19 protein-coding genes are annotated in these 20,555 nt (G+C 64.4%); 7 read left to right on the top strand and 12 right to left on the bottom strand.

Going from position 1 to position 20,555, the window contains the following annotated elements; translation table 11 throughout:
• Positions 1-753 (top strand): SDR family NAD(P)-dependent oxidoreductase, encoded by a 753-nt coding sequence (locus tag CO675_RS01345; protein ID WP_050402369.1) that lies wholly within the window; start codon positions 1-3, stop codon positions 751-753.
• Positions 754-887: 134 nt separating this feature from the next.
• Here CO675_RS01345 and CO675_RS01340 read toward each other — a convergent pair whose 3' ends face one another.
• Positions 888-1,109: a hypothetical protein gene (locus tag CO675_RS01340; protein WP_097670236.1), complete on the bottom strand. Its 222-nt coding sequence runs from the start codon at positions 1,107-1,109 to the stop codon at positions 888-890.
• 130 nt (positions 1,110-1,239) lie between these two features.
• Positions 1,240-2,217: a magnesium transporter CorA family protein gene (locus tag CO675_RS01335; protein WP_097670235.1), complete on the bottom strand. Its 978-nt coding sequence runs from the start codon at positions 2,215-2,217 to the stop codon at positions 1,240-1,242.
• A gap of 363 nt (positions 2,218-2,580) precedes the next feature.
• Here CO675_RS01335 and CO675_RS01330 point away from each other — a divergent pair, with 363 nt between their 5' ends.
• The gene (locus CO675_RS01330; protein ID WP_097670234.1) at positions 2,581-3,258 is read left to right on the top strand and encodes a L,D-transpeptidase; all 678 of its coding nucleotides are present in this window, start codon (positions 2,581-2,583) and stop codon (positions 3,256-3,258) included.
• A 23-nt stretch (positions 3,259-3,281) separates the two neighbouring features.
• Here CO675_RS01330 and CO675_RS01325 read toward each other — a convergent pair whose 3' ends face one another.
• Positions 3,282-4,490, bottom strand: coding sequence for an extensin family protein (locus CO675_RS01325; RefSeq protein WP_502693351.1), 1,209 nt, complete (start codon positions 4,488-4,490; stop codon positions 3,282-3,284).
• A 77-nt stretch (positions 4,491-4,567) separates the two neighbouring features.
• On the opposite strand from CO675_RS01325, the gene CO675_RS01320 reads away from it, so the two are divergent.
• The gene (locus tag CO675_RS01320) at positions 4,568-6,196 is read left to right on the top strand and encodes a fatty-acid--CoA ligase (protein WP_097670233.1); all 1,629 of its coding nucleotides are present in this window, start codon (positions 4,568-4,570) and stop codon (positions 6,194-6,196) included.
• A gap of 259 nt (positions 6,197-6,455) precedes the next feature.
• Positions 6,456-7,313 carry a DUF1499 domain-containing protein gene (locus CO675_RS01315; RefSeq protein WP_097670232.1) on the top strand — a complete coding sequence of 286 codons (858 nt, stop codon included), beginning with the start codon at positions 6,456-6,458 and terminating at the stop codon, positions 7,311-7,313.
• Positions 7,314-7,362: 49 nt separating this feature from the next.
• Here CO675_RS01315 and CO675_RS01310 read toward each other — a convergent pair whose 3' ends face one another.
• The 4 genes from CO675_RS01310 to CO675_RS01295 form a co-directional block, all read right to left on the bottom strand.
• On the bottom strand, positions 7,363-8,280 hold the full coding sequence (locus tag CO675_RS01310) for an MBL fold metallo-hydrolase (protein WP_097670231.1): 918 nt from the start codon (positions 8,278-8,280) through the stop codon (positions 7,363-7,365).
• 141 nt (positions 8,281-8,421) lie between these two features.
• Complete coding sequence (locus CO675_RS01305) at positions 8,422-9,636, bottom strand: acyl-CoA dehydrogenase (protein WP_097670230.1); 1,215 nt, start codon at positions 9,634-9,636, stop codon at positions 8,422-8,424.
• A gap of 172 nt (positions 9,637-9,808) precedes the next feature.
• Positions 9,809-10,885, bottom strand: a complete 1,077-nt coding sequence (gene ribB, locus CO675_RS01300; RefSeq protein WP_097670229.1) for a 3,4-dihydroxy-2-butanone-4-phosphate synthase — start codon at positions 10,883-10,885, stop codon at positions 9,809-9,811.
• Between the two features lie 328 nt (positions 10,886-11,213).
• Positions 11,214-12,935, bottom strand: coding sequence for a cation:proton antiporter domain-containing protein (locus tag CO675_RS01295; protein ID WP_097670228.1), 1,722 nt, complete (start codon positions 12,933-12,935; stop codon positions 11,214-11,216).
• A 59-nt stretch (positions 12,936-12,994) separates the two neighbouring features.
• Here CO675_RS01295 and CO675_RS01290 point away from each other — a divergent pair, with 59 nt between their 5' ends.
• A complete protein-coding gene (locus tag CO675_RS01290; protein WP_245452593.1) occupies positions 12,995-13,537 on the top strand; it encodes a DUF3124 domain-containing protein in 543 nt (180 codons plus the stop codon).
• A 61-nt stretch (positions 13,538-13,598) separates the two neighbouring features.
• On the top strand, positions 13,599-14,837 hold the full coding sequence (locus CO675_RS01285) for an aminotransferase-like domain-containing protein (protein WP_097670227.1): 1,239 nt from the start codon (positions 13,599-13,601) through the stop codon (positions 14,835-14,837).
• An 18-nt stretch (positions 14,838-14,855) separates the two neighbouring features.
• Here CO675_RS01285 and hpaD read toward each other — a convergent pair whose 3' ends face one another.
• From hpaD to CO675_RS01270, 3 genes are read right to left on the bottom strand one after another with little or no spacing between them, the layout of a single operon-like run.
• Positions 14,856-15,710, bottom strand: a complete 855-nt coding sequence (gene hpaD / locus CO675_RS01280) for a 3,4-dihydroxyphenylacetate 2,3-dioxygenase (protein WP_097670226.1) — start codon at positions 15,708-15,710, stop codon at positions 14,856-14,858.
• A 23-nt stretch (positions 15,711-15,733) separates the two neighbouring features.
• A complete protein-coding gene (locus CO675_RS01275; RefSeq protein WP_245452592.1) occupies positions 15,734-16,096 on the bottom strand; it encodes a helix-turn-helix domain-containing protein in 363 nt (120 codons plus the stop codon).
• On the bottom strand, positions 16,097-17,377 hold the full coding sequence (locus CO675_RS01270) for an amidohydrolase family protein (protein WP_097670225.1): 1,281 nt from the start codon (positions 17,375-17,377) through the stop codon (positions 16,097-16,099).
• A gap of 161 nt (positions 17,378-17,538) precedes the next feature.
• Here CO675_RS01270 and CO675_RS01265 point away from each other — a divergent pair, with 161 nt between their 5' ends.
• Positions 17,539-17,754: a hypothetical protein gene (locus CO675_RS01265; RefSeq protein ID WP_050630900.1), complete on the top strand. Its 216-nt coding sequence runs from the start codon at positions 17,539-17,541 to the stop codon at positions 17,752-17,754.
• A gap of 92 nt (positions 17,755-17,846) precedes the next feature.
• Here the strand turns inward: CO675_RS01265 and CO675_RS01260 are convergent, their stop codons facing one another.
• Together CO675_RS01260 and CO675_RS01255 are read right to left on the bottom strand one after the other, a co-directional pair.
• Positions 17,847-18,665 carry an aldo/keto reductase gene (locus CO675_RS01260; RefSeq protein WP_097670224.1) on the bottom strand — a complete coding sequence of 273 codons (819 nt, stop codon included), beginning with the start codon at positions 18,663-18,665 and terminating at the stop codon, positions 17,847-17,849.
• A gap of 163 nt (positions 18,666-18,828) precedes the next feature.
• Positions 18,829-20,409, bottom strand: coding sequence for an alkaline phosphatase D family protein (locus CO675_RS01255; protein ID WP_097670223.1), 1,581 nt, complete (start codon positions 20,407-20,409; stop codon positions 18,829-18,831).
• Positions 20,410-20,555: the final 146 nt, after the last annotated feature.

Raw genomic sequence — 20,555 nt, 5'->3', positions numbered from 1 at the left:
ATGACCCGCCCCTCCAATGCACCGCGGCGCACGCTGCTCCTGACCGGCGCGAGCCGCGGCATCGGCCATGCCACCGCGATCCGGTTTTCATCCGCCGGCTGGCGCGTCATCACGCTGTCGCGCCATGCGTTCCCGGAAGTTTGTCCCTGGGGCGCCGGGCCGGAGGATCACATCGAGGTCGACCTCGGCAGCCATGACGACACCGTGCGCGCGATCTCAGAGATCAGGCAGCGGCTGGATAACGACGAACTGCACGCGCTGGTCAACAACGCCGCGATCTCACCGAAAGCCGCCGGCGGCGGCCGTCTCGGCACCATGGACACCGACATCGAGACCTGGACGCACGTCTTCCACGTCAACTTCTTCGCACCGATCATGATCGCGCGCGGACTGATCGAGGAATTGAAGCATGCCAAGGGCGCGGTGGTGAACGTCACCTCGATCGCCGGCTCGCGCGTGCATCCGTTTGCCGGCGCGGCCTACGCGACGTCGAAGGCGGCGCTTGCGGCGCTGACGCGCGAGATGGCGTCGGACTTCGGCCGCGTCGGCGTCCGCGTCAACGCGATCGCGCCGGGCGAGATCGACACATCGATCCTGTCGCCGGGCACCGAGAAGATCGTCGATCAGCAAATCCCGATGCATCGCCTCGGCACCCCGGACGAGGTCGCCAAGATCATTTACGTTCTCTGTACGGAGACGAGCTCTTACGTGAACGGTGCAGAGATCCACATTAACGGTGGACAGCACGTCTGATGCGCGAGCCCGGATCGTGTGAAGGGAAGGAGCTTCGAAGCGATCCCGGCCGCCGCCGCGGCCGTCATTTCGGGATTGCTTCAGTTGCAGGCGTAACAACGCAAACGAGGCTTCTGCCTCAAAGGACCTAGCCTCTAGTCCGCGTAGAACCGACGCGTCTTCTTCTCAGGCTGCTGCAGCGCGATGTCGTTCAACGCGCTGGAGCATTCGTCTTCGTCCTCGCCATCCAGCATCGCAGCGCCACAGTAGCGGCAAAGTCTCGGCGAGATCGCCTGCACCTTGCCTGCTGCGCGGTCCTGTTGATAGCGCGCAAAGTCAATGACGTTACGCCGTGGCGTTATGATCTTCTCAACCATTGCTGTCCTCCGGCTTCGAGGCGGGCGTTATCGCAGACAAGTTTCGCCCAAACGTTCAGCGCAACGCTCAAATTTTAGGAGAGGAAATAAGGCAGAAAACGCGTCCCAAAACGCGACGTGTGGAACCGGTCTACAGCCACTTCTTCCACCTGAAAATCCAGTACGGCACGATCGCAGCGAACAGCATCAGCACCAGCGCAAACGGATAGCCATGCGTCCACTCGAGTTCCGGCATGATCTTGAAATTCATGCCGTAGATCGAGGCAATCAGCGTCGGCGGCATCAGAACCACCGCCATCACCGAGAACAGCTTGATGATGTTGTTCTGTTCCAGATTGACCACACCGAGCATGGCGTCGAGCACGAAGGTGATCTTGTTGGAGAGATAGGAAGCGTGGTCGGTCAGTGAGGCCACGTCACGCTGCATGGTCTTGAGCTGCTCGCGCATGTCCTTGGACCATTTCACCCCTTCCACGATCGCCGAAAGGAACGTGACGAGGCGGCCGATCGAGACCAGGCTTTCGCGGACCTTGGAGGTCAGGTCGCCCTTGCGGCCGATCGCGATCAGGATCTGCGAATATTGCTTGGCGTGGCCGTGGCGCTCGCTCTCCGGCTCGAAGATGTCGTGGGAGACCTGGTCGATGTCGGCCCCGCAGCGCTCCAGCAGGTCGGCGCAGCGGTCGATCACCGCATCCAACAGTTCCATCAGCACCTGCTCGCCGGTGAGGCCGGGCGCACAGGAGCGCGCCAGCTTGTTCTCGACCAGCGCAAACGGCTTCGGCAGGTCGTAACGCACCGTAACCAGCCGATGGCTGGTCAGGATGAAGGTAACCGCCGTGGTGCGCGGCATGTCGGTATCAGACTGGCACATCAGCGTCGCGGTCATGTAGCGCGCGCTGTTCTCGATATAGAGCCGGCTGGAGATCTCGATCTCCTGCATGTCTTCCCGGGTCGGAACCGCGATCCCCGCGAGTTTCTCGACGGCCCGGTCCTCCTCGACGGTCGGGTTCACCAGGTCGACCCAGACCGCGCCCTCCGGCAGCGCGCCGAGGTCGGTGACGGCGGCCTTCTTGAGGGAGAAATCGGAGGGAACGAACACCGACAGCATCACGAACTCCGAGACACAGGATTGGAAACAGGGCTGACAAGGCCCGTCGACTTAGCGCGATTCTGGCTGGCGCTTCATGACCGGGCAATTAACCAGACATCCACCTTTGTGGCGGCCGGGCGACGGTGAATGTGACGTTGAAGCGGCTTCGATTGAACAACCGTTGCCTGTTTGCACAAAAACTGACCCTCACACCAGAAGACTTGCGGCAAAAAAGCCACAGGCGACGTCCCGCGATGCGGGAAAGGCATCTAAACTCTGGGAATAAAGGCACGTTTCGGCAATAATGCCCTCCATGGAATCGTGGCGTTTAGGGCGTAATCGTGGCGCTTTGAGACGCGGATTTTCGATTGGAACGTAATCATGTCGTCGTTCAAAGTTACCTTTGGGATCCTGGCCGCGGGCCTGATGTTGTCGGGCTGCATGCAGGCCACAACCTATGAGGCCACCAACACCGCCGCCTTCAAGCCGCATGACAAGGAACTGCTGGCCAAGACCACCTACGTCAAGACCCCGGTAGCCGAGCCGTTCCGCCGCGCCATCGTCGAATATCACCGCAAGGAAGCCCCCGGCTCCATCGTGGTCGATTCCGACAACCATTACCTCTACTACGTGATGAACGACGGCAAGGCGATCCGCTACGGCATCACCGTCGGCGAAGAAGCCATGGCTTGGTCCGGCATTGCCAAGGTCGGCAGCATGACCGAATGGCCGGCCTGGCACCCCACCCCCGGCGAAATCTCGCGCCTCGGCGTTCCGACCTTCGTAGCCCCCGGCCCGGACAATCCGATGGGTTCGCGCGCGATGTATCTCTACTCGGGCGGCAAGGACACGCTGTTCCGCATCCACGGCACCAACCAGCCGGAATACATCGGCTCGTCGATCTCCTCGGGCTGCATCCGCATGACCAACGAGGACGTCATCGACCTCTACAACCGCGTCAAGCTCGGCACCATCGTCGTGGTGCTGGAGCCGAAGCACGGCGACTCGCCCTACAAGCCGCAGATGGCGCTGCAGGGCGGCGGCAACGTCCCCTACTGATCCCAGTCACGTCGCAACCGCGATCAAAAGCGCCGGCTTTGCCGGCGCTTTTTTGTTGGCTGCGGCTTGGTCTCGGCAGCGCCTTCGGGCGCGGTCGCATCATCTGATTTCGCCGCATCGGGCTCGTCGGCCTTGCCGCGGTCGGCTTCGGACGCGTCCGGCCTGGATGGGTCCGGCTTGGACGCGTCCGATTTTGCGGCGACCTCGCGCGGCGGCGCTGCTTCGGGGCGCTCGGCCGGCAACAGCGGTGCGACGCGCGGCAGCTGATCGTAAACGTTCCACTGGCAGATCCGGTAATTGTTGCGGCGCTCCGTTAGGTCCAGATGGATGTGGTCCTCGTGGTACCAATCCGAGCCCGGACCGAGCACGGTGGAGAAGCGGGCGCAGACCGAATGCAGCACGGTCTCGCGCAAATCGCGCGGCGCGCTGCGGTCGGTCAGCGAGATCGACTTGCCGTTGACGAGACCGAAGGCGCGCACGTCGAGCGCATTGGCGCGGCCATGTTCGGAGAGCTGCGCGCCGACGACGCGATTGCGGCCGCGGCATTCGAACGAGTCGAAATTGTCGAGATTGCTGATCCCGCCCCCGAGGCTCTGCGCCAGCGGCGCGATATCGGAGCGGACCCAGTCGGCGACCGCACTTGCCATCTTGCAGCGGAGGATCGCCGCGGGCTTGACCGCGACCTTGCGCTTGTCCGGCAGCACGATGGCCTCGAGCCGCACCAGATCCTCGCCGCCGCAGCCGCCGGCGCCGTGGATATCCGGAATGCTCGGCGCAATCGCGATCTCCTCAGTGAGGGCCTGCCGGCAGGCTGAAAGCTGCGGCCTGGGCGGCTCGGCGGGCTTGGCTGCTTCGGCCGGCTTGGCGGTCTCGCCGGGCCTGGCAGCCCCAGCAGGCGCGGCCGGTGGCTGTGCCGCGGCCGCGGGCGGCGCTGGCTCGGTGGCCGCTGGCGCGTCAGCAGCTGCGGGCGCTTCGGTTGCCGGAGGCGCCTCCGCCGGACGCGGCTTCGGCAGCGGCACCGCCGAGCGGCGGACCGCCTTGTGCACCCTGTGCGGCCGGACTCCGAACAGATCGTCCCAGGGAAAGCCAGGCGTGCCGCGGGCGGCCTGCGCAGGCCCGGCTTGCATGCCAAGCCAAAGCAGCGCGGCGGCAGCGGTAACCATTGCCGCGGCGGCGCGACGAAACGCGCCATCAGGCCATTTTCGGCTTGCTTTCTCCGCGCTACAGTTCATGTCAGTTCCATGATTTTACTGCCGGCCCGTCCAAGATGCCGGTGGATCATGCGTGAGGATCGAGGAGGAATTTGCGTATGCTTGGCTTGATGCAAGATTGGCCCTTGCTGTGTCACAAGATTATTGAGCACGCCGCCAAATATCACGGCACGCAGGAAGTCGTGACCCGCTCGGTCGAAGGCCCCATTCATCGCACCAACTACGCCCAAATCCATGCCCGCGCGCTGAAGGTCTCGCAGAGCCTCGAACGCGACGGCATCAAGCTCGGCGACCGCGTCGCCACCATCGCCTGGAACACCTGGCGCCACCTCGAGGTCTGGTACGGCATCATGGGGATCGGCGCGATCTGCCATACGGTCAATCCACGACTGTTTCCGGAGCAGATCGCCTGGATCGTCAACCATGCCCAGGACCGCATCGTCATCACCGACCTCACCTTCGTTCCGGTGCTGGAGAAGATCGCCAGCCAGCTGCCGAGCGTCGAGCGCTACGTGGTGCTGACCGACAAGGCGCACATGCCGCAGACCACGCTGAAGAACGCGGTCGCCTATGAGGACTGGATCGCGGCGTCCGACGGCAAGTTCGAGTGGAAGACCTTCGACGAGAACACCGCCGCGGCGATGTGCTACACCTCCGGCACGACGGGCGATCCCAAGGGTGTCCTGTATTCGCACCGGTCCAACGTGTTGCACGCGCTGATGGCCAACTCGAAGGACGCGCTCGGCACCTCCGCGTCGGACACAATGCTTCCGGTGGTCCCCTTGTTCCATGCCAACAGTTGGGGCATCGCGTTCTCCGCACCATCGATGGGCACCAAGCTGGTGATGCCCGGTCCGAAGCTCGACGGCGCGTCGGTGTACGAATTGCTGTCGACCGAGAAGGTCACCCATACCGCGGGTGTCCCGACGGTGTGGCTGATGCTGCTGCAATACATGGCCGCCAACAACGTCAAGCTGCCGGACCTGCAGATGGTGATCTGCGGCGGCTCGGCGATGCCGCGCTCGATGATCAAGGCATTCCTCGACATGGGCAGCCAGGTGCGCCACGCTTGGGGCATGACCGAGATGAGCCCGCTCGGCACGCTGGCCACGCTGAAGCCGCCGTTCACCGATCGCAGCGGCGAGGAGCGGCTCGACATCCTGCAGACCCAGGGCTACCCGCCGTTCGGCGTCGAGATGAAGATCACCGACGATGCCGGCAAGGAACTGCCGTGGGACGGCAAGACCTTCGGCCGTCTCAAGGTCTCCGGCCCCGCGATCGCCAAAGCCTACTTCCGGGTCGACAGCAACATCCTCGACGATGCCGGCTTTTTCGACACCGGCGACGTCTCGACGATGGACGAGCACGGCTACATGCGGATCACCGACCGCTCCAAGGACGTGATCAAGTCCGGCGGCGAATGGATCTCCTCGATCGATCTCGAGAACCTCGCGGTTGGCCACCCGGCGGTGGCGGAAGCCGCCGTGATCGGCGTCCATCACCCCAAATGGGATGAGCGGCCGCTCTTGATCGTACAGCTCAAGCAGGGCCAGAGCGCCACGCGCGAGGACATCCTGAAGTTCATGGACGGCAAGATCGCCAAATGGTGGATGCCCGACGACGTCGCCTTCGTCGACGGCATTCCCCACACCGCGACCGGCAAGATCCTGAAAACGGCGCTGCGCGACCAGTTCAAGGATTACACCTTCCCGACCGCCGCGGCTTGACAGTTCACCCTCCCCTGGAGGGGAGGGTCGGCTCACAGCGAGCAAAGCGAGGCGGGTGAGGGGTTCTCTCCGCGGATAGAGACCCCTCATCCGTCGCGGACTACGTCCGCGCCACCTCCTCCCACAAGGGGAGAAGGGAAGAGTCGACCGCCACATCACGCCCAAATCCCTTGAATTCGCCGCAGGTCCGTGGTCTCACACGATGATTGGCGGCGGCTGAGGTCGCCGGGGGCAGTCTCAACCGGCAGATTTTTCGACGATGGCGCGCAGGTTTTCCGCTCCCTACCAGCAGGAGCCCGTGTCCGGTCTCGCCACCTGGTCGCGTAACCTTGCCATCTTCTCCGTCGTCGCGGTGGTGGTCTCGATCCTGATCGTCCGCTTTGGGTTCCTGGAGGTCAAACCGGCGCTGGCGACCTTCTTCGGCGCGCTGGGCCTCGCCGGCCTGTCGATCCTGCTCGGGCTGGCCGCCTTCGCCGCGATCTGGCAGAACGGGACCCGCGGCATGGGCCGGATCCTGCTCGCGTTCCTGATCGACGCCGCGATCCTCGCCTACCCGGGCTACCTGACCTATCAGTACCGCAAGCTGCCGCGGCTCTACGACGTCACCACCGACCCGATCGACCCGCCGAAATTCGAGGCGCTGGCGCGGCTGCGCACCGGGGAAGGCACCAATCCGGCCGCCTATGCCGGCCTCGCTTCGGCCGAGCGGCAGCGCACGGCCTATCCCGATATCGAAACCGTCGAACTGGAAACCCCGGTCGACCGCGCCTACGAGATGACCTTGCGGCTGGTGAACCGCCGCAAATGGCTCGTGATCGACGCGCGCGCGCCGCAGCCGCCGCGCCGGATCGGCCGCATCGAGGCGGTGGCACGCACGCCGATCATGGGCTTCCGCGAGGACGTCTCGATCCGGGTCACGCCCGATGACGAGGACTCGCGCGTCGATATCCGCTCCGCCTCGCGCTATTTCGACACCGATCTCGGCAGCAACGCCGCGCGGGTCAAGAAGCTGATCGAGGACCTCAACACCGCCGCCGACAACGAAAACGCCAAACCGGCGAAGAAGGCAGCCCCGGTCGCGCCGAAGGCGCCGCCGGCGAAGTCGGTGAAGAAATAAACTTCCCGTCATTCCGGGGCGCGCGCAGCGCGAGCCGCGCAATGACGAACTAAGCCATCCTGTACGTGCCGCCGATCACGGGATCGCCATCCGTCGCCACGATGCCGCGCGCGACCAGGTCCTCCAGATGCGCGAGCACGGAATAGCCGGCGGCATTGGCGAGCCGCGGATCGAGCCCGATATAGATCGCCCGCACCATGGTCGGGATGTCGGCCTCGCCCTTAGCCAGCCGATGCAGGATCGACGCCTCGCGCGCGCGGCGATGCCGCGCCAGGAAACGGACAAAGCGCGGGCCTTCCGGAATCTCTGGGCCATGGCCGGAGAAATAGAGCTGCTCGGGCCGCTGCCCCAGTTGCTCGAGCGAGGCCATGTAGTCGATCATCGAACCGTCGGGCGGCGCCACGATAGAGGTCGACCAGCCCATCACATGGTCGCCGACGAAATTGATGCTACGCTCGGCCCACGCGAACGCCAGATGGTTGGCGGTGTGACCGGGGGTGGCGACGGCCTCCAGCGCGAAGCCACTACCCTCGATGACGTCGCCGTGCTTGACCTCGATGTCGGGCCGGAAATCGCGGTCGGCGCCGGATTCCGGATTGTGCTTCTCGCTCTCGAAACGCGGGCGCGAGGCGCGGTGCGGCCCCTCAGCGTAGACGGGCGCGCCGGTCGCGGCCTTGATCCGCGGTGTGTTCGGCGAATGGTCGCGATGGGTATGGGTCACCAGGATATGCGTCACGGTCTCGCCCTTGACCGCATCGAGCAGCGCCTTCGCGTGCGCCTCATCGTCGGGACCGGGATCGATGATCGCGACCTTGCCCTGGCCCACGATGTAGCTCACCGTGCCGGTGAAGGTGAACGGGCTCGGATTGTTGCAGAGGACGCGGCGCACGCCGGGCCGCACCTGTTCGACCACGCCGGGCTTCAGCGGAAAATCGCGGTTGAACGGGATGTCGTCGTTGTCGGCCATGGCTGCTGTCCGTGCTTTCCGGATTCTCGTTTGACCTCGTCATGCCCAGGCTTGTCCCGGGCATCCACGTCTTCTTTTGGAGCCCAAGACGTGGATGGCCGCGACAAGCGCGGCCATGACAGCGTTTGGGTGGGCGCCGCTTTACGAGAACGCCTGGATGCCGGTGATCGCGCGGCCGAGGATCAGCGCGTGGACGTCGTGCGTACCCTCATAGGTGTTCACCGTCTCGAGGTTCGCGGCATGACGCATCACGTGATACTCGATCTGGATGCCGTTGCCGCCGTGCATGTCGCGCGCCATACGGGCGATGTCGAGCGACTTGCCGCAATTGTTGCGCTTGACGATCGAGATCATCTCGGGCGCCATCTTGCCCTCGTCCATCAGGCGGCCGACGCGCAATGAGGCCTGCAGGCCGAGCGCGATCTCGGTCTCCATGTCGGCGAGCTTCTTCTGCACCAGCTGGGTGGCGGCGAGCGGCCGGCCGAACTGCTTGCGGTCGAGCGTGTACTGGCGTGCGCGGTGCATGCAGTCCTCGGCGGCGCCGAGCGCGCCCCAGGAGATGCCGTAGCGGGCGCGGTTGAGGCAGCCGAACGGGCCCTTGAGGCCGGACACGTTGGGCAGCAGCGCGCTTTCCGGCACCACGACGTTGTCGAGCACGATCTCGCCGGTGATCGAGGCGCGCAGCGAGAGCTTGCCGCCGACCTTCGGCGCCGACAGGCCCTTCATGCCCTTCTCGAGGATGAAGCCGCGGATCTGGTTGTCGTGCGCGGCCGACTTGGCCCACACCACGAACACGTCGGCGATCGGCGCATTCGAGATCCACATCTTGGAGCCGTTCAGCTTGTAGCCGTCGGCCACCTTCTCAGCGCGGGTCTTCATGCCGCCCGGATCGGAACCGGCATCCGGCTCGGTCAGTCCGAAGCAGCCGACCCATTCGCCGGTCGCGAGCTTGGGCAGATATTTCTTGCGCTGGTTCTCATCGCCATAGGCGTAGATCGGATACATCACCAGCGACGACTGCACCGAATTCATCGAGCGATAGCCGCTGTCGACGCGCTCGATCTCGCGCGCGACGAGGCCGTAGGCCACGTAGCTCGCATTGGCGCAGCCATATTCCTCGGGCAGCGTCACGCCGATCAGGCCGAGCTCCCCCATCTCGTTGAAGATCTCGCGGTCGGTCTTCTCTTCCAGATAGGCCTTGGTGACCCGCGGCAACAGCTTGTCCTGCGCATAGGCCCGCGCGGTGTCGCGGATCAGGCGTTCGTCTTCGGTGAGCTGGTCGTCGAGCAGGAACGGATCATCCCACTGGAAGCTGGCGGCAGCCGGCTTGTCCTTGGACTGGGGGCGCACGCTCATGAAACATCCTTTCGCATCGTCGGTCGGAAATTGGCGGATAAATTAAAGCGCTATGCTGCGAAGCGCAATTGGTGATCCTCTCACCGTCATTCCGGGATGGCGCGCTAGCACCAGACCCGGAATCTCGAGATTCCGGGTTCGATGCTGACGCATCGCCCCGGAATGACGGGTGCTAGCAGTCCAGCCTCTCGTTCGAGACGATCTCGATGCCGAAACCGGACAGACCCTTGTAGTCGTGCACCGACGAGGTCAGGTGCCGGATCGAGGTGATGCCGAGATCGCGCAGGATCTGTGCGCCGACGCCGACTTCACGCCATTGCTTGTTGCGATCGGCCTCTGCCGATTTCTGCTCGCTCACCGGCTGGACCGGAACACCGGCGGCACCGTCGCGCAGATAGACCAGCACGCCGCGGCCGGCGGCCTTGAAGTGCCGCAACACGGCTTCCATCCGCGCCGGACCGGTGAAGAGGTCGGTCACGATATTGGGCTTGTGCAGCCGGGTCAGCACGTCCCGGCCGTCGCCGATGCCGTTGTAGACGAAGGCCGCATGCATGATCTCGTCGAACGGCGAGCGATAGGCATAGCCCTGCAGCGGGCCGATCGGGCTTTCGGTGGTGAAGGTTGCGACCCGCTCGATCAGCTTCTCACGCGCCTGACGATAGGCGATCATGTCCGCGATCGTGACATGCTTGAGCTTGTGGGCGGCGGCGAATTTCGCGACCTGCTCGCCCTTCATCACGGTTCCATCGTCATTCATCAGCTCGCTGATGACGCCGACCGGCGGCAGGCCGGAGAGCCGGCACAGATCGACCGCGGCCTCAGTGTGGCCGGAGCGCAGCAGCACGCCGCCGTCGCGCGCGATCAGCGGGAAGATATGGCCGGGGCGCGCAAAATCATTGGCGCCGGCATTGGGATTGGCGAGCGCGCGGCAGCAGGAGGCACGTTCGTCGGCCGAGATGCCGGTGCCGCCATCGGGCTTGTAGTCGATCGAGACGGTGAAGGCCGTGGTGTGGTTGGACTCGTTATGCGCCACCATCGGGTCGAGCCGCAGCCGGCGGGCGTCCTCGGTGGTGATCGGCGCGCACACGATGCCGGAGGTGTGGCGGATGATGAAGGCCATCTTTTCCGCCGTGCAGAACGACGCCGCGATGATCAGATCGCCCTCGCCCTCCCGATCGTCATCGTCGGTGACGACGACGAGCTCACCCTTCGCAAAGGCTTGCAGCACTTCCTGGATCGTATCGGCCATTGTCCTGACATCTCGCTTTATGCAGGCAGTGGATTAGCCGGGTTCCGATGTCAGCGCCAGTATCATTATGCAACCCGCCATGCGTCCGGCAGGCATACCAGGACCGGGGACGGACCTCATCTCCTGTTTGATTTCTTGTTTGAACTTGAACCCGCCAAAGAACGGAAGCCCACTTTTCCGGATCGTGCTCGGTAGCCCCGGAGCGAAGCGCGATCCGGGGGGTGTTTCTGCGTGCGTGGCCCCGGATTTTCGCTTCGCTCCATCCGGGCTACGCAATCGCGCCGGCGAAGGCGCGCCTGACGGCGCAATCGCCAAGTGGATGCACCCCTTACGGCAGCACCTCTCGCCGGTCGCTGAGCTGAGCATCCATCTCGGCCCGCTTGTCGTCGAGCAGGCCGGCGTCGGCGGCTTCGATCACCGAATAGAGCTCGCCGGCGTCGCTGAGCCGGGTCACCGTCACATAGTCGGCACCGGCCTCGTAGAGATCGTCGACGCCGCTGAGGAGATCCGCGGTGGCGACGATCCGCGCAGTCGGATTGAGGGCGCGGACGTGGCGCACCAGCTTTTCATTGTCGGCACCGACCAGGAGGAAGTCCGGCACGCTCAGGATGATGATCTCGGCCTTGCCGATGCCGGCGTGCACCAGCGTGTCGACATTGCTGATGTCGCCATAGATCACGTGCATGCCGCGGTCGGTCAGCGTGCGAAACACCAGCGGATTGAAGTCGATGACGCTGATCTGCTCGAGCAGCGACTGGTTCTGCCGCTCGATCTGGTTGACCAAGGCGCTCGCCGCGCGGAAAAAGCCGAGGATCACGATACGCCTGATCTCGCCGTGTCCCCCCTCCTGGCCGCCCTCGCCCACATGGTCGAGATCGCGCAGCCCGATCCGCTTCAACGGACCGATCAGGCTACGCACGATTTGGTCGCTGCGGCCCATCGCGAAGGTCGAGAGCACCGCCAGCACCACGAAGGCGAACGAGGCCGCGCTCGCGGTCTCGGTCCCGATGTGGTTGGCGGCAATGCCGGTCTGGATCACCACCAGCGAGAACTCGGAAATCTGCGCCAGGTTGATCGCCGGCAGCAGGCTGGCGCGCAAACCCTGCTTCATCAGGTAGAGCGGCGTGAACGTCGTAACCAGGCGGCTCACCACCGTGAACGCCGCGATGACGAGCGCGAGCCAGATCACCTGCAGGCCCGGGATCGGGATCGTCATGCCGAGCGCGACGAAGAACAGCGTGATGAAGAAATCCCTGAGCGTCGTGACCTTGGCGGTGACGTCGAGCGCATAGGGAAAGGTGGAGATCGAGACGCCGGCGACCAACGAGCCCATCTCACGCGACAGATGCAGCCGCTCGGCGATCTCGCCGATCAGGAAGCACCAGGCGAGCGCGCCGAGCAACACGAGCTCGGGCCGGCGCGCGATCTGGTGGAACAGCCGCGGCAGCACGTAGCGACTGAGCACCAGTGCGGTCGCGACCAGCACCGCAACGCGGGCGATCGACAGCAGCACGACGCCGATCTGCAGATTGTCGAGGCTCGGCTGCACCGCCAGGAACAGGATCGCGAAGATATCCTGCAGCACCAGCACACCGAGCGTGATGCGGCCCGGCAGCGTATCCAGCTCGCGCTTCTCGTAGAGCACCTTGACGATGATGACGGTCGAGGACAGCGCGCAGGCGACGCAGAGATAGACCGCATCGAACTTGCCGCCGCCGATCGCAAGGCCGATCCCGGCAAAGAACGCCACGCCGATCAGGCAGCCCCCGATCAGCTCGCCGGCACCGGCGAACAGGATGACCTTGCCGGCACGGATGATCTTCTTGAGGTCGATTTCCAGCCCGATCATGAACAGCATGAAGATCAGGCCGAGCTCGGAGATGACGCTGATCGATTCCTGGGACTTGACCCAGCCCATGCCGAATGGACCAATGAAAAAGCCGGCGATAAGGTAGGCCAGTATCAGCGGTTGCCGGGAGAAATGGGCGAGCAGCCCGATCCCCCAGGCAAACAGGATACAGAGCGTGATATCGCGAATCAGTTCATGCATGCGTCAAAGACTTCCTGTTGCCGCAACCTAGAGGGCCGGGCGTGAGGATCAACCGAGCAATGTGTCACATCCGCGCAGGCGGCATTTTTCTGGCAGTTCTGCTCTGCCTGCTCACCGCGCGCATGACGGAGGCGCTAGCACAATCCTCCGGAAGTATTGAACAAAATTTCGCGAACTCGCTGACCGCGGTGCCATCGGAAGGCCTTACCGCATCCGGTGCGTTCTACGTGCCGGTGTATTCCAGCGTGTCGATGAGCCAGGGCAAGCTCAGGGCCGATTTCTCGGTGACGCTCAGCGTGCACAACGCCTCCGAGACAAGACCGCTGGTGCTGAAGCGGATCGCCTATTTCGACACATCAGGCAAGATGGTGGAGAACTACCTCAAATCGCCGGTCGCGCTAAAACCGTTTGCGACCGTCGAGGTCTCGATCGCCACGACCGATACCCGCGGCGGCACCGGCGCGAATTTCGTGGTCGATTGGGCGGCCTCCGGCGAGATCGCGGAACCGGCGGTCGAGGCGTTGATGGTCGGCAGCGTCGGCGCCGGGCACTATGCCTTCATCAGCCAGGGCCGCCCGATCCGGCTGACCGGCAAGAACTGAGTCCATAGGAGGCCGCTTCCCGCGGACCTTCTCAACGACAACAACACGGAGCGGAACGTCCATGTCCACCTCAGCCCAGTTCGATTTTGCACCGCTGCTCCCGGCCGGCCTGCCTGCGCCGGCCGCGCGCTGGACCGGGCTCGCCAAATACAGCTTCGTCGGCGGCAACAACGATCCCGACCAGGTCCCGGTCGACGGGCTGCTGGAGGCGTTCAATGCCGTGATGAAGCGCGAGGGCAGGAATCTGGCGACCTACAACCTCGCGCACGGGCCGCAGGGCTACCTGCCGCTGCGCCAGTTCCTCACCGAGAAGCTGAAGCGCGATGCCGGCATTGCCTGCACCCCGGACGAGATCATGATCGTCTCCGGCTCGCTGCAGGCGCTCGACCTGGTCAACCACACCTTGCTCGCCAAGGGCGACACCGTGCTGATCGAGCAGGAGACCTATCAGGGCTCGCTGAACCGCCTGACGCGGCTCGGCGTCAACGCGGTCGGCATTCCCCTCGATAGCGACGGCATAAGGATCGATGCGCTGGCCGCGGCGCTCGCCGATCACAAGCGGCGCGGCATCACGCCGAAATACATCTACACCATTCCGACCGTGCAGAACCCGACCGGCTCGATCCTCCCCGAAAGCCGCCGCGCCGAGATGCTGAAGCTGTCGAAGGAATACGGCGTGCCGATCTTCGAGGACGATTGCTATGCCGATCTGATCTGGAACGGCGAACGGCCGCCCGCGATCTATGCGATGAGCAAGCACGGCGGCGTCATCCATATCGGCTCGTTCTCGAAATCGATCGCGCCGGCGCTGCGGGTCGGCTTCATCGTCGCGCCCTGGGAGATCATGTCGCGGATGCTGCCGCTGAAGACCGACGCCGGCTCCGGCGCGCTGGAGCAGATGGTGCTATCGGAATACTGCGCGCCGCATTTTGCGACCCACGTGCCGCGGCTGACCAAGGGCCTTCGCGCCAAGCTCGACACACTGATGGAGGCGCTGAACGAGCAGTTCGGCACGTCGGCCGAGTTCGAAGCCCCCAAGGGCGGCATCTTCCTCTGGGTCAAGCTGCCCGACCATGTCGACACCATGAAGCTCTATCAGGCGGCGCTCGCCGCCGGAGTCTCGATCAATCCGGGACCGGAATGGTCGACCAGCAAGGCACATTCCGGCAGCCGGCTCCGCCTCTGCTTCGCCAGCCCCTCGCACGAGCAGATCCGCCAAGGCGTCGCGGTGCTGGCGGAGGTCTGCCGCAAGGAGTTCGGCGTGCCGGCGCGCAGCAGCAATGTGGAGAAGCGCGGCTAGCGATCCGCATTCGCCGTCTCACGCGGTCAGGTGAAATTCCACATGCACCTGACCGCTGCCGCTCGACGGGAAATAATCGCAGAGCTGCTCGGCGGCGCCACGAAAATCGTACCAGCCCAGCGCGGCAAACAGCATGATGGTGTCGGCCATGCCGCCCTCGCCGTTGCACCGCACCGCGTAATCGGGGAGCATGTCGAGGAACTCCCGGTAACGGCGTTGCCGCCACAGCTCGAGCACACGCAGATCGACCTGGCGGTTGAATTCGCTGGCGATCGATGTCCAGGCTTCGGGGCCAAGCTTCTTGTTGGGCAATAACCGATGCGACAGCGATCCGCTGGCGAGCAGCGCGACCCGCTCGCCGGACCGCGCGATCGCACGGCGGGTCGCTTCGCCGAGCAGCCGGCTCTCCTCCATCGACGTGAACAGCGGCGACGCAACCGAGACGACCTTGGCCCAGCCATCCTGGTTCAGGTAGTGCATCGGGACGATGGTGCCGTATTCAAGACCGAGGCTTTCGACCTGGTGCGCCATCACATTGAGGCCATCGCTCTCCGCCTCGCTCGCAATCGCTTCCGCAAGCGCAGTATTCCCCGGCCAGTCATAGCGCAGATCCTTGATCATCTGCGGCGCCTCGTGGCTCGTGAACGAGCCGCCGTGCCGGGCATTGGCGTTGATGTGGTAGCCGAAATTGGACAGCCAATGGGTATCGAACACCACGAAGGTCGACACGCCGCGGTCCCTGGCGCGGCGACCCAGCTCATGCAATGCCGCAACCGCGCCGGCACGCGCATCGTGCAGCGGGTGATCGGGGCGTTCCGACAGCATCAGGGACGGTACGTGGCTGACCTTGGCAGCAAGAACGAGTTCACCCATCGGCGTGATCTTCTCCTTCCCGGTCAGGCCGCCTTGGCGGCGTCGCTGCGGAACGCGTTCAGAATGCGCAGCAGCAGCACGATCGAGACGTTGCCCTTGCCCGCCTCTATGAGAGCAATGTAGCGCTGCGACACGCCGGATCGGCGGGCCAGTTCGCGACGCGTCATGCCGATATTCGCCCGCGCCCCGCGCATGGCCTCGCCCAGTTGCCGCAGGAAGTCGCTTTCGGAAAACGACGCACCGCCAGGCCCGGACGAACGTGCCGATCGGTCTATGGAGGAACTATTTCCGGTCACGACATGCCCCTTATGATTGCTCATCATCGACGAGCGGGATTTCCTGTCCTTGACGCGGATCAATGACAGGAAATCGGCGGGGCCTGCCACTTATCGCACCGAAAATGGCGCCTGATAGGGCCGGCCGAACGGCACGCCGTTGACCACGGTCTGCACCGGCTTCAGCTGCAGATTGCCATCGCGCTTGTTGTTGCGGGTGTCGACGAAGGTGACCGGGCCTTCGATGAGATCCATGATCGCGACATCGCCGGGCGCACCGCGCTGCAAGGTGCCGATCTTCGGGGTGCGGTTGATGATCCGCGCCGGCACCGAGGTCGCCATCGCCACCACCTGATCCAGCGAGGAGCCCATCGCCAGGAACTTGCTCATCACGTTCGGCAGGAACGGGATGCCGGGCGAATTGCCGGAGAAGACGTGGATATCCGAGGAGATCGTGTCGGGCGTGCAGCCGGCGGGGATCGCGATCTCGGCCACCGTGAAATCGAAGCTGCCGCCGCCGTGGCCGACATCGAACAGCACGCCGCGCTGCTTGGCCGCGAGCGCCGCCGGCAGCAGCTTGCCGTCCTGCACGATGTTGGTGAAGGCGCCGGACATGTTCGGGGCGCCGGAATAGGCGTGGGTCAGGATATCGCCCGGCCGCAGCAGATCGAGGATGTCGGACATCAACTCCCTGGTCTCGACGCCGCCGATATGCACCATCATCCGCGCCGGCCAGCCGCACATCTCGCAGGCCTGGATGCCGCGCTTCAGCGGCTCGATGCCATGCTTGAAGATGACGTTCTCGGACATCCGCACCTTGACCCCGATCAGGAAGTCCGGGTTCTCGGCGAGCGCCATCGCGCAGGCTTCGACCTGGGCGTTGTCGATGTTGTAGAGTTCGGCCACCGGGAACGCCGACAGGCCGTTGTTGGCGATATGGAGGAAGGCGTAGATCCGCGTCCGCGACTGCGCCACAATGAAGCGTCGCAGCGCCGCGAGATTGTTGACGCCGGCATCGCCGGCCGAGACGACGGTCGTGGTGCCTTGGAATTGCACCAGCTCGTCGGCGGGAATACCGATCGCCGATCCATACGGATAGACGTGGCAGTGCAGATCGACGAGGCCCGGCATCACGAGTTTGCCCGACGCGTCGATGGTCTTGGCGGCGCGCGCCGCCGGGATCTCCTCTTCGATCGCCTCGATCAGGCCCCAGCGGATGCCGATGTCGTGCTTGCCGCGCAGCGATTGGCTCGGATCGATCACGTCGCCGCTCTTGATGACGAGGTCGAACTTGTCGTCCGGCCCCATCGCCGCAGCGGCCGGCCTTGCGATGACAGCAGCGGCGACCGATCCCGTACCTTTCAAGAAATCCCGGCGTGAAAATTCGCCCATGGCAACGTCCCCCCGAACATTGATTTTTGTAGCGCGATGATGCGTCGGGCGCAGCGGTTAGGCAAGACCGCCTGAACAACCGTTCAGAAAACTCCGCCGGTTTCTGAGGAACGTTTCGATGCCTGCACGGTTGCCTCCTCGCATCATTTGAGGAGGATGAGATGAAAAAGATTGGTTTTGTTCTTGCGGCGATTGGTACGCTTGCAGTGGCCGTTCCGTCGATCGCGAGCGCCGAGACCGTCGTGATCAAGCGCGGCCATCACCACTGGGATCGTGGCTGGGGCGCGCGGGCGGAGATGCGCCATGACCGTGGCTGGCATCGCGGCTGGCATCACGACCATGACCGCACCGTGGTGATCAGGCGGGATCGTTACTAAGCACCGGCACATACGAAAGACCGACACAACGGAAAATGGCTCCTCGCGGAGCCATTTTCTCGTTCTGCGCCCTGATCCGGTACTGGCAGGATTCAGTCCCACGCCGGTGCAAAGCCCGGATTGACGCAGCGCATGTCCTTGCGCAGCCCGGCGATCGCCTTGCGGTCGTCGTCGTCGAGCTTGACTTTCAGCGCGTCGAGATTGGCCTTTTGACTCTCGGCGCGCGAGGCTTTCGGAATCGCCGCAACACCGTCCTGGTCGAGCAGCCATTTCAGCGCCACCTGCGCTGCCGTTGCATTGTGCTTGCTACCGATTTTCGCCAGCGTCTCGTCGGTCGCGAAACGGCCCTGCGCCAGCGGGCAATAGGCCACCAGCGGGATCGATTTCGCCGCGAGATATTTCCGCACCGGCGCCTGGTCCAGCATCGCGTGATACTCGACCTGGTTACAGGCGATCGGCGCCTTGATGTCCTCGACCACGGTCTTGAGCAGCGCGGTGGTAAAATTGGCGACGCCGATCGCGCGGGTGCGGCCCTCCTCCTTCAACTGCATCAGCGTCTCGAACACGGCCGGCAGTTTCATGCTGCGCGACGGCCAGTGCACCAGATAGAGGTCCACGTGGCCGAGCCGCAGCTTCTTCAGGCTGGTGTCGAACGCTGTCCGGATCGCATCCGGCGCCAAATTCTCGTGCCAGACCTTGGTGGTCACATGCAGGTCCTTGCGCGCGACCTTCGATTCCGCGATCGCGGCCCCGATCGCCTCCTCATTGCCGTACATCTCGGCGGTGTCGATGTGCCGGTAACCGAGCCCGAGCGCGCTCTCGACCGCCGCACGGCAGGCATCGCCCTGCATGCGGAAAGTGCCGAGCCCGAGCTGCGGCAGGCTGATGCCCTGTGTCTGCAGATTGTCCATGGATAGCTCCTGACGCGTGGGACGCCGATGTCATCGACGACGTCACGCCAGTAAATCGGCTTTAAGGAATGAAATTGGCAGAACTGCCAAGCCCAGTCTGCCCGCAAACCGGCCCTTCGGGCAAGGCGCCCGCAATCAAGATGTCGCGACGGCTTTGATCGGCTCAGATATGCTGTGCCATGATCTGGCCGGGCCGCGCATCCGGACGCGGCTCGATGTCGACCGACCAGAGATCGTGGTTGTCGACGTCCTTCAGCGTCACTTTCATCACGCCGGTCTTGCCGTCGATGTCGACGCGGCCGAAAAATTGCAGGCCGAAACACGGAGCGAGATTGTCGCCCTGCTCGGCCGGGCAGCCCTTCTGGTACATCGCCTTCGGGCCAAAAGTGTTGTCGAGCTCGCCCGGCGACCAGGTGCCGGCATGCAGCGGACCGGAGACGAATTCCCAGAACGGCTCGAACTCCTGGAACACCGCGCGGTTCGGATCATAATGATGCGCGGCGGTGTAGTGCATGTCGGCGGTGAGCCACACCGTGTTGCGGATGCCGGCGCGCTTCATGAAGGACAGCAAATCGGCGATCTCGTGCTCGCGCCGCTCGGGCGGCCCGTCGCCGAGCGCCACGGCATCCAGGCTGACGAGGCCGATCGGCAGATCCGCGGCGATCACCTTCCAGACGGCATCCGACGCCACCAGCTCCCGCTTCAGCCAGGCGAGCTGGCTCGCGCCAAGGATGAACGCCTGGTCCGGATCGCCCTGCTTATTCCAGCTGGAATCGCGGTAGGAGCGCATGTCGATGATGAAGACGTCGAGCAGCGGCCCATAGGGGATCTTGCGATAGACCCGGCCGTCGCGCTCCGGCATCAGCCGCATCGGCATGAATTCGTGGAAGGCGCGGCGTGCCCGCGCCACCAGGCGCGAGCTGCCGTCCGTATCGTAGCCGGTCGCATCAGCGGTGCCGATCGGCGACCAGTCGTCGGCGACCTCGTGGTCGTCCCACTGCGCAAACATCGGCACCTCGGCATGGAAGGCGCGGAAATTCTCGTCGAGCCAGTTGTATTTGTAGTTGCCGCGAAATTCTTCGATGCTGTGCGCGACGACGGATTTCTCCTCGGTGACGATGTTGCGCCAGATCTCGCCGTTCGGCAGCGCCTGCTCCGACGGCACCGTGCAATCGGCATAGATGTGGTCGCCGGAATGGATGAAGAAATCCGGCCGCTCGTTCAGCATGGTGCGGTAGCTGCGCAGGCCGCCGCGCGCGGGGTCGATGCCCCAGCCCTGCCCGACCACGTCGCCCGACCAGACGAACGAGACCGAGCGGCGGTCGACCGGCGCGGTGCGGAAATGGCCGACGCGGCTTTCGCCGGCGATGCCGTCGCGATCCTCGAAGCGGACTCGGTAGTACAGATCTTGTCCCGGCGGCAGGCCATCGAGCAGCAGCTTTGCGGTGAAGTCGCGCTCGGGCAGTGCATCGGCGGACGCGGCGCGCAGGATGGTGGCGAAGCTCTCGACCGCGGCGCATTCGATATGCATGCGCGCGGCGCGGTCGGCGCGGGCCCAGATCACAGCGGAATCGCTGGCGACGTCGCCGGACTGGATGCCCGCGATCGCGGGCCGATCCGCCGCGCGGCTCAGATATGGCTTTGCCAGCGCGCCCAATCCCGCCAGCGCGGCCGTCGATGCCGAGCGCACCAGAAGCTGACGCCTTGTGAGGCCTCGCCCCCTCGCGGAGATCGCTGTCGGCATCGAATAACCTTCGTCGAATCGCAACGAAGGTTTTGCCTGCGCCGTTTGACTCCGCTCTTACGGTTTCTTGACTCCGCGCCGACGGTTTTGCGACGGCGGGATGACTCGGGGGATGGATCACGGAACGGTGTCGAATACCGCGCACT

This window comes from Bradyrhizobium sp. C9, assembly GCF_002532045.1.
Taxonomy (GTDB): Bacteria; Pseudomonadota; Alphaproteobacteria; order Rhizobiales; family Xanthobacteraceae; genus Bradyrhizobium.
Note: the sequence above shows the minus strand (reverse complement) of the source record. Positions and strands in the feature narration are given on the sequence as shown.

What these genes read in the sequence shown, in the direction of transcription:
- CO675_RS01345 (WP_050402369.1), top strand. Translation starts at nt 1, where the DNA reads ATGACCCGCCCCTCCAATGCACCGCGGCGCACGCTGCTCCTGACCGGC.
- CO675_RS01340 (WP_097670236.1), bottom strand. Translation starts at nt 1,109, where the DNA reads ATGGTTGAGAAGATCATAACGCCACGGCGTAACGTCATTGACTTTGCG.
- CO675_RS01335 (WP_097670235.1), bottom strand. Translation starts at nt 2,217, where the DNA reads ATGCTGTCGGTGTTCGTTCCCTCCGATTTCTCCCTCAAGAAGGCCGCC.
- CO675_RS01330 (WP_097670234.1), top strand. Translation starts at nt 2,581, where the DNA reads ATGTCGTCGTTCAAAGTTACCTTTGGGATCCTGGCCGCGGGCCTGATG.
- CO675_RS01325 (WP_502693351.1), bottom strand. Translation starts at nt 4,490, where the DNA reads ATGAACTGTAGCGCGGAGAAAGCAAGCCGAAAATGGCCTGATGGCGCG.
- CO675_RS01320 (WP_097670233.1), top strand. Translation starts at nt 4,568, where the DNA reads ATGCTTGGCTTGATGCAAGATTGGCCCTTGCTGTGTCACAAGATTATT.
- CO675_RS01315 (WP_097670232.1), top strand. Translation starts at nt 6,456, where the DNA reads ATGGCGCGCAGGTTTTCCGCTCCCTACCAGCAGGAGCCCGTGTCCGGT.
- CO675_RS01310 (WP_097670231.1), bottom strand. Translation starts at nt 8,280, where the DNA reads ATGGCCGACAACGACGACATCCCGTTCAACCGCGATTTTCCGCTGAAG.
- CO675_RS01305 (WP_097670230.1), bottom strand. Translation starts at nt 9,636, where the DNA reads ATGAGCGTGCGCCCCCAGTCCAAGGACAAGCCGGCTGCCGCCAGCTTC.
- ribB (WP_097670229.1), bottom strand. Translation starts at nt 10,885, where the DNA reads ATGGCCGATACGATCCAGGAAGTGCTGCAAGCCTTTGCGAAGGGTGAG.
- CO675_RS01295 (WP_097670228.1), bottom strand. Translation starts at nt 12,935, where the DNA reads ATGCATGAACTGATTCGCGATATCACGCTCTGTATCCTGTTTGCCTGG.
- CO675_RS01290 (WP_245452593.1), top strand. Translation starts at nt 12,995, where the DNA reads ATGTGTCACATCCGCGCAGGCGGCATTTTTCTGGCAGTTCTGCTCTGC.
- CO675_RS01285 (WP_097670227.1), top strand. Translation starts at nt 13,599, where the DNA reads ATGTCCACCTCAGCCCAGTTCGATTTTGCACCGCTGCTCCCGGCCGGC.
- hpaD (WP_097670226.1), bottom strand. Translation starts at nt 15,710, where the DNA reads ATGGGTGAACTCGTTCTTGCTGCCAAGGTCAGCCACGTACCGTCCCTG.
- CO675_RS01270 (WP_097670225.1), bottom strand. Translation starts at nt 17,377, where the DNA reads ATGGGCGAATTTTCACGCCGGGATTTCTTGAAAGGTACGGGATCGGTC.
- CO675_RS01265 (WP_050630900.1), top strand. Translation starts at nt 17,539, where the DNA reads ATGAAAAAGATTGGTTTTGTTCTTGCGGCGATTGGTACGCTTGCAGTG.
- CO675_RS01260 (WP_097670224.1), bottom strand. Translation starts at nt 18,665, where the DNA reads ATGGACAATCTGCAGACACAGGGCATCAGCCTGCCGCAGCTCGGGCTC.
- CO675_RS01255 (WP_097670223.1), bottom strand. Translation starts at nt 20,409, where the DNA reads ATGCCGACAGCGATCTCCGCGAGGGGGCGAGGCCTCACAAGGCGTCAG.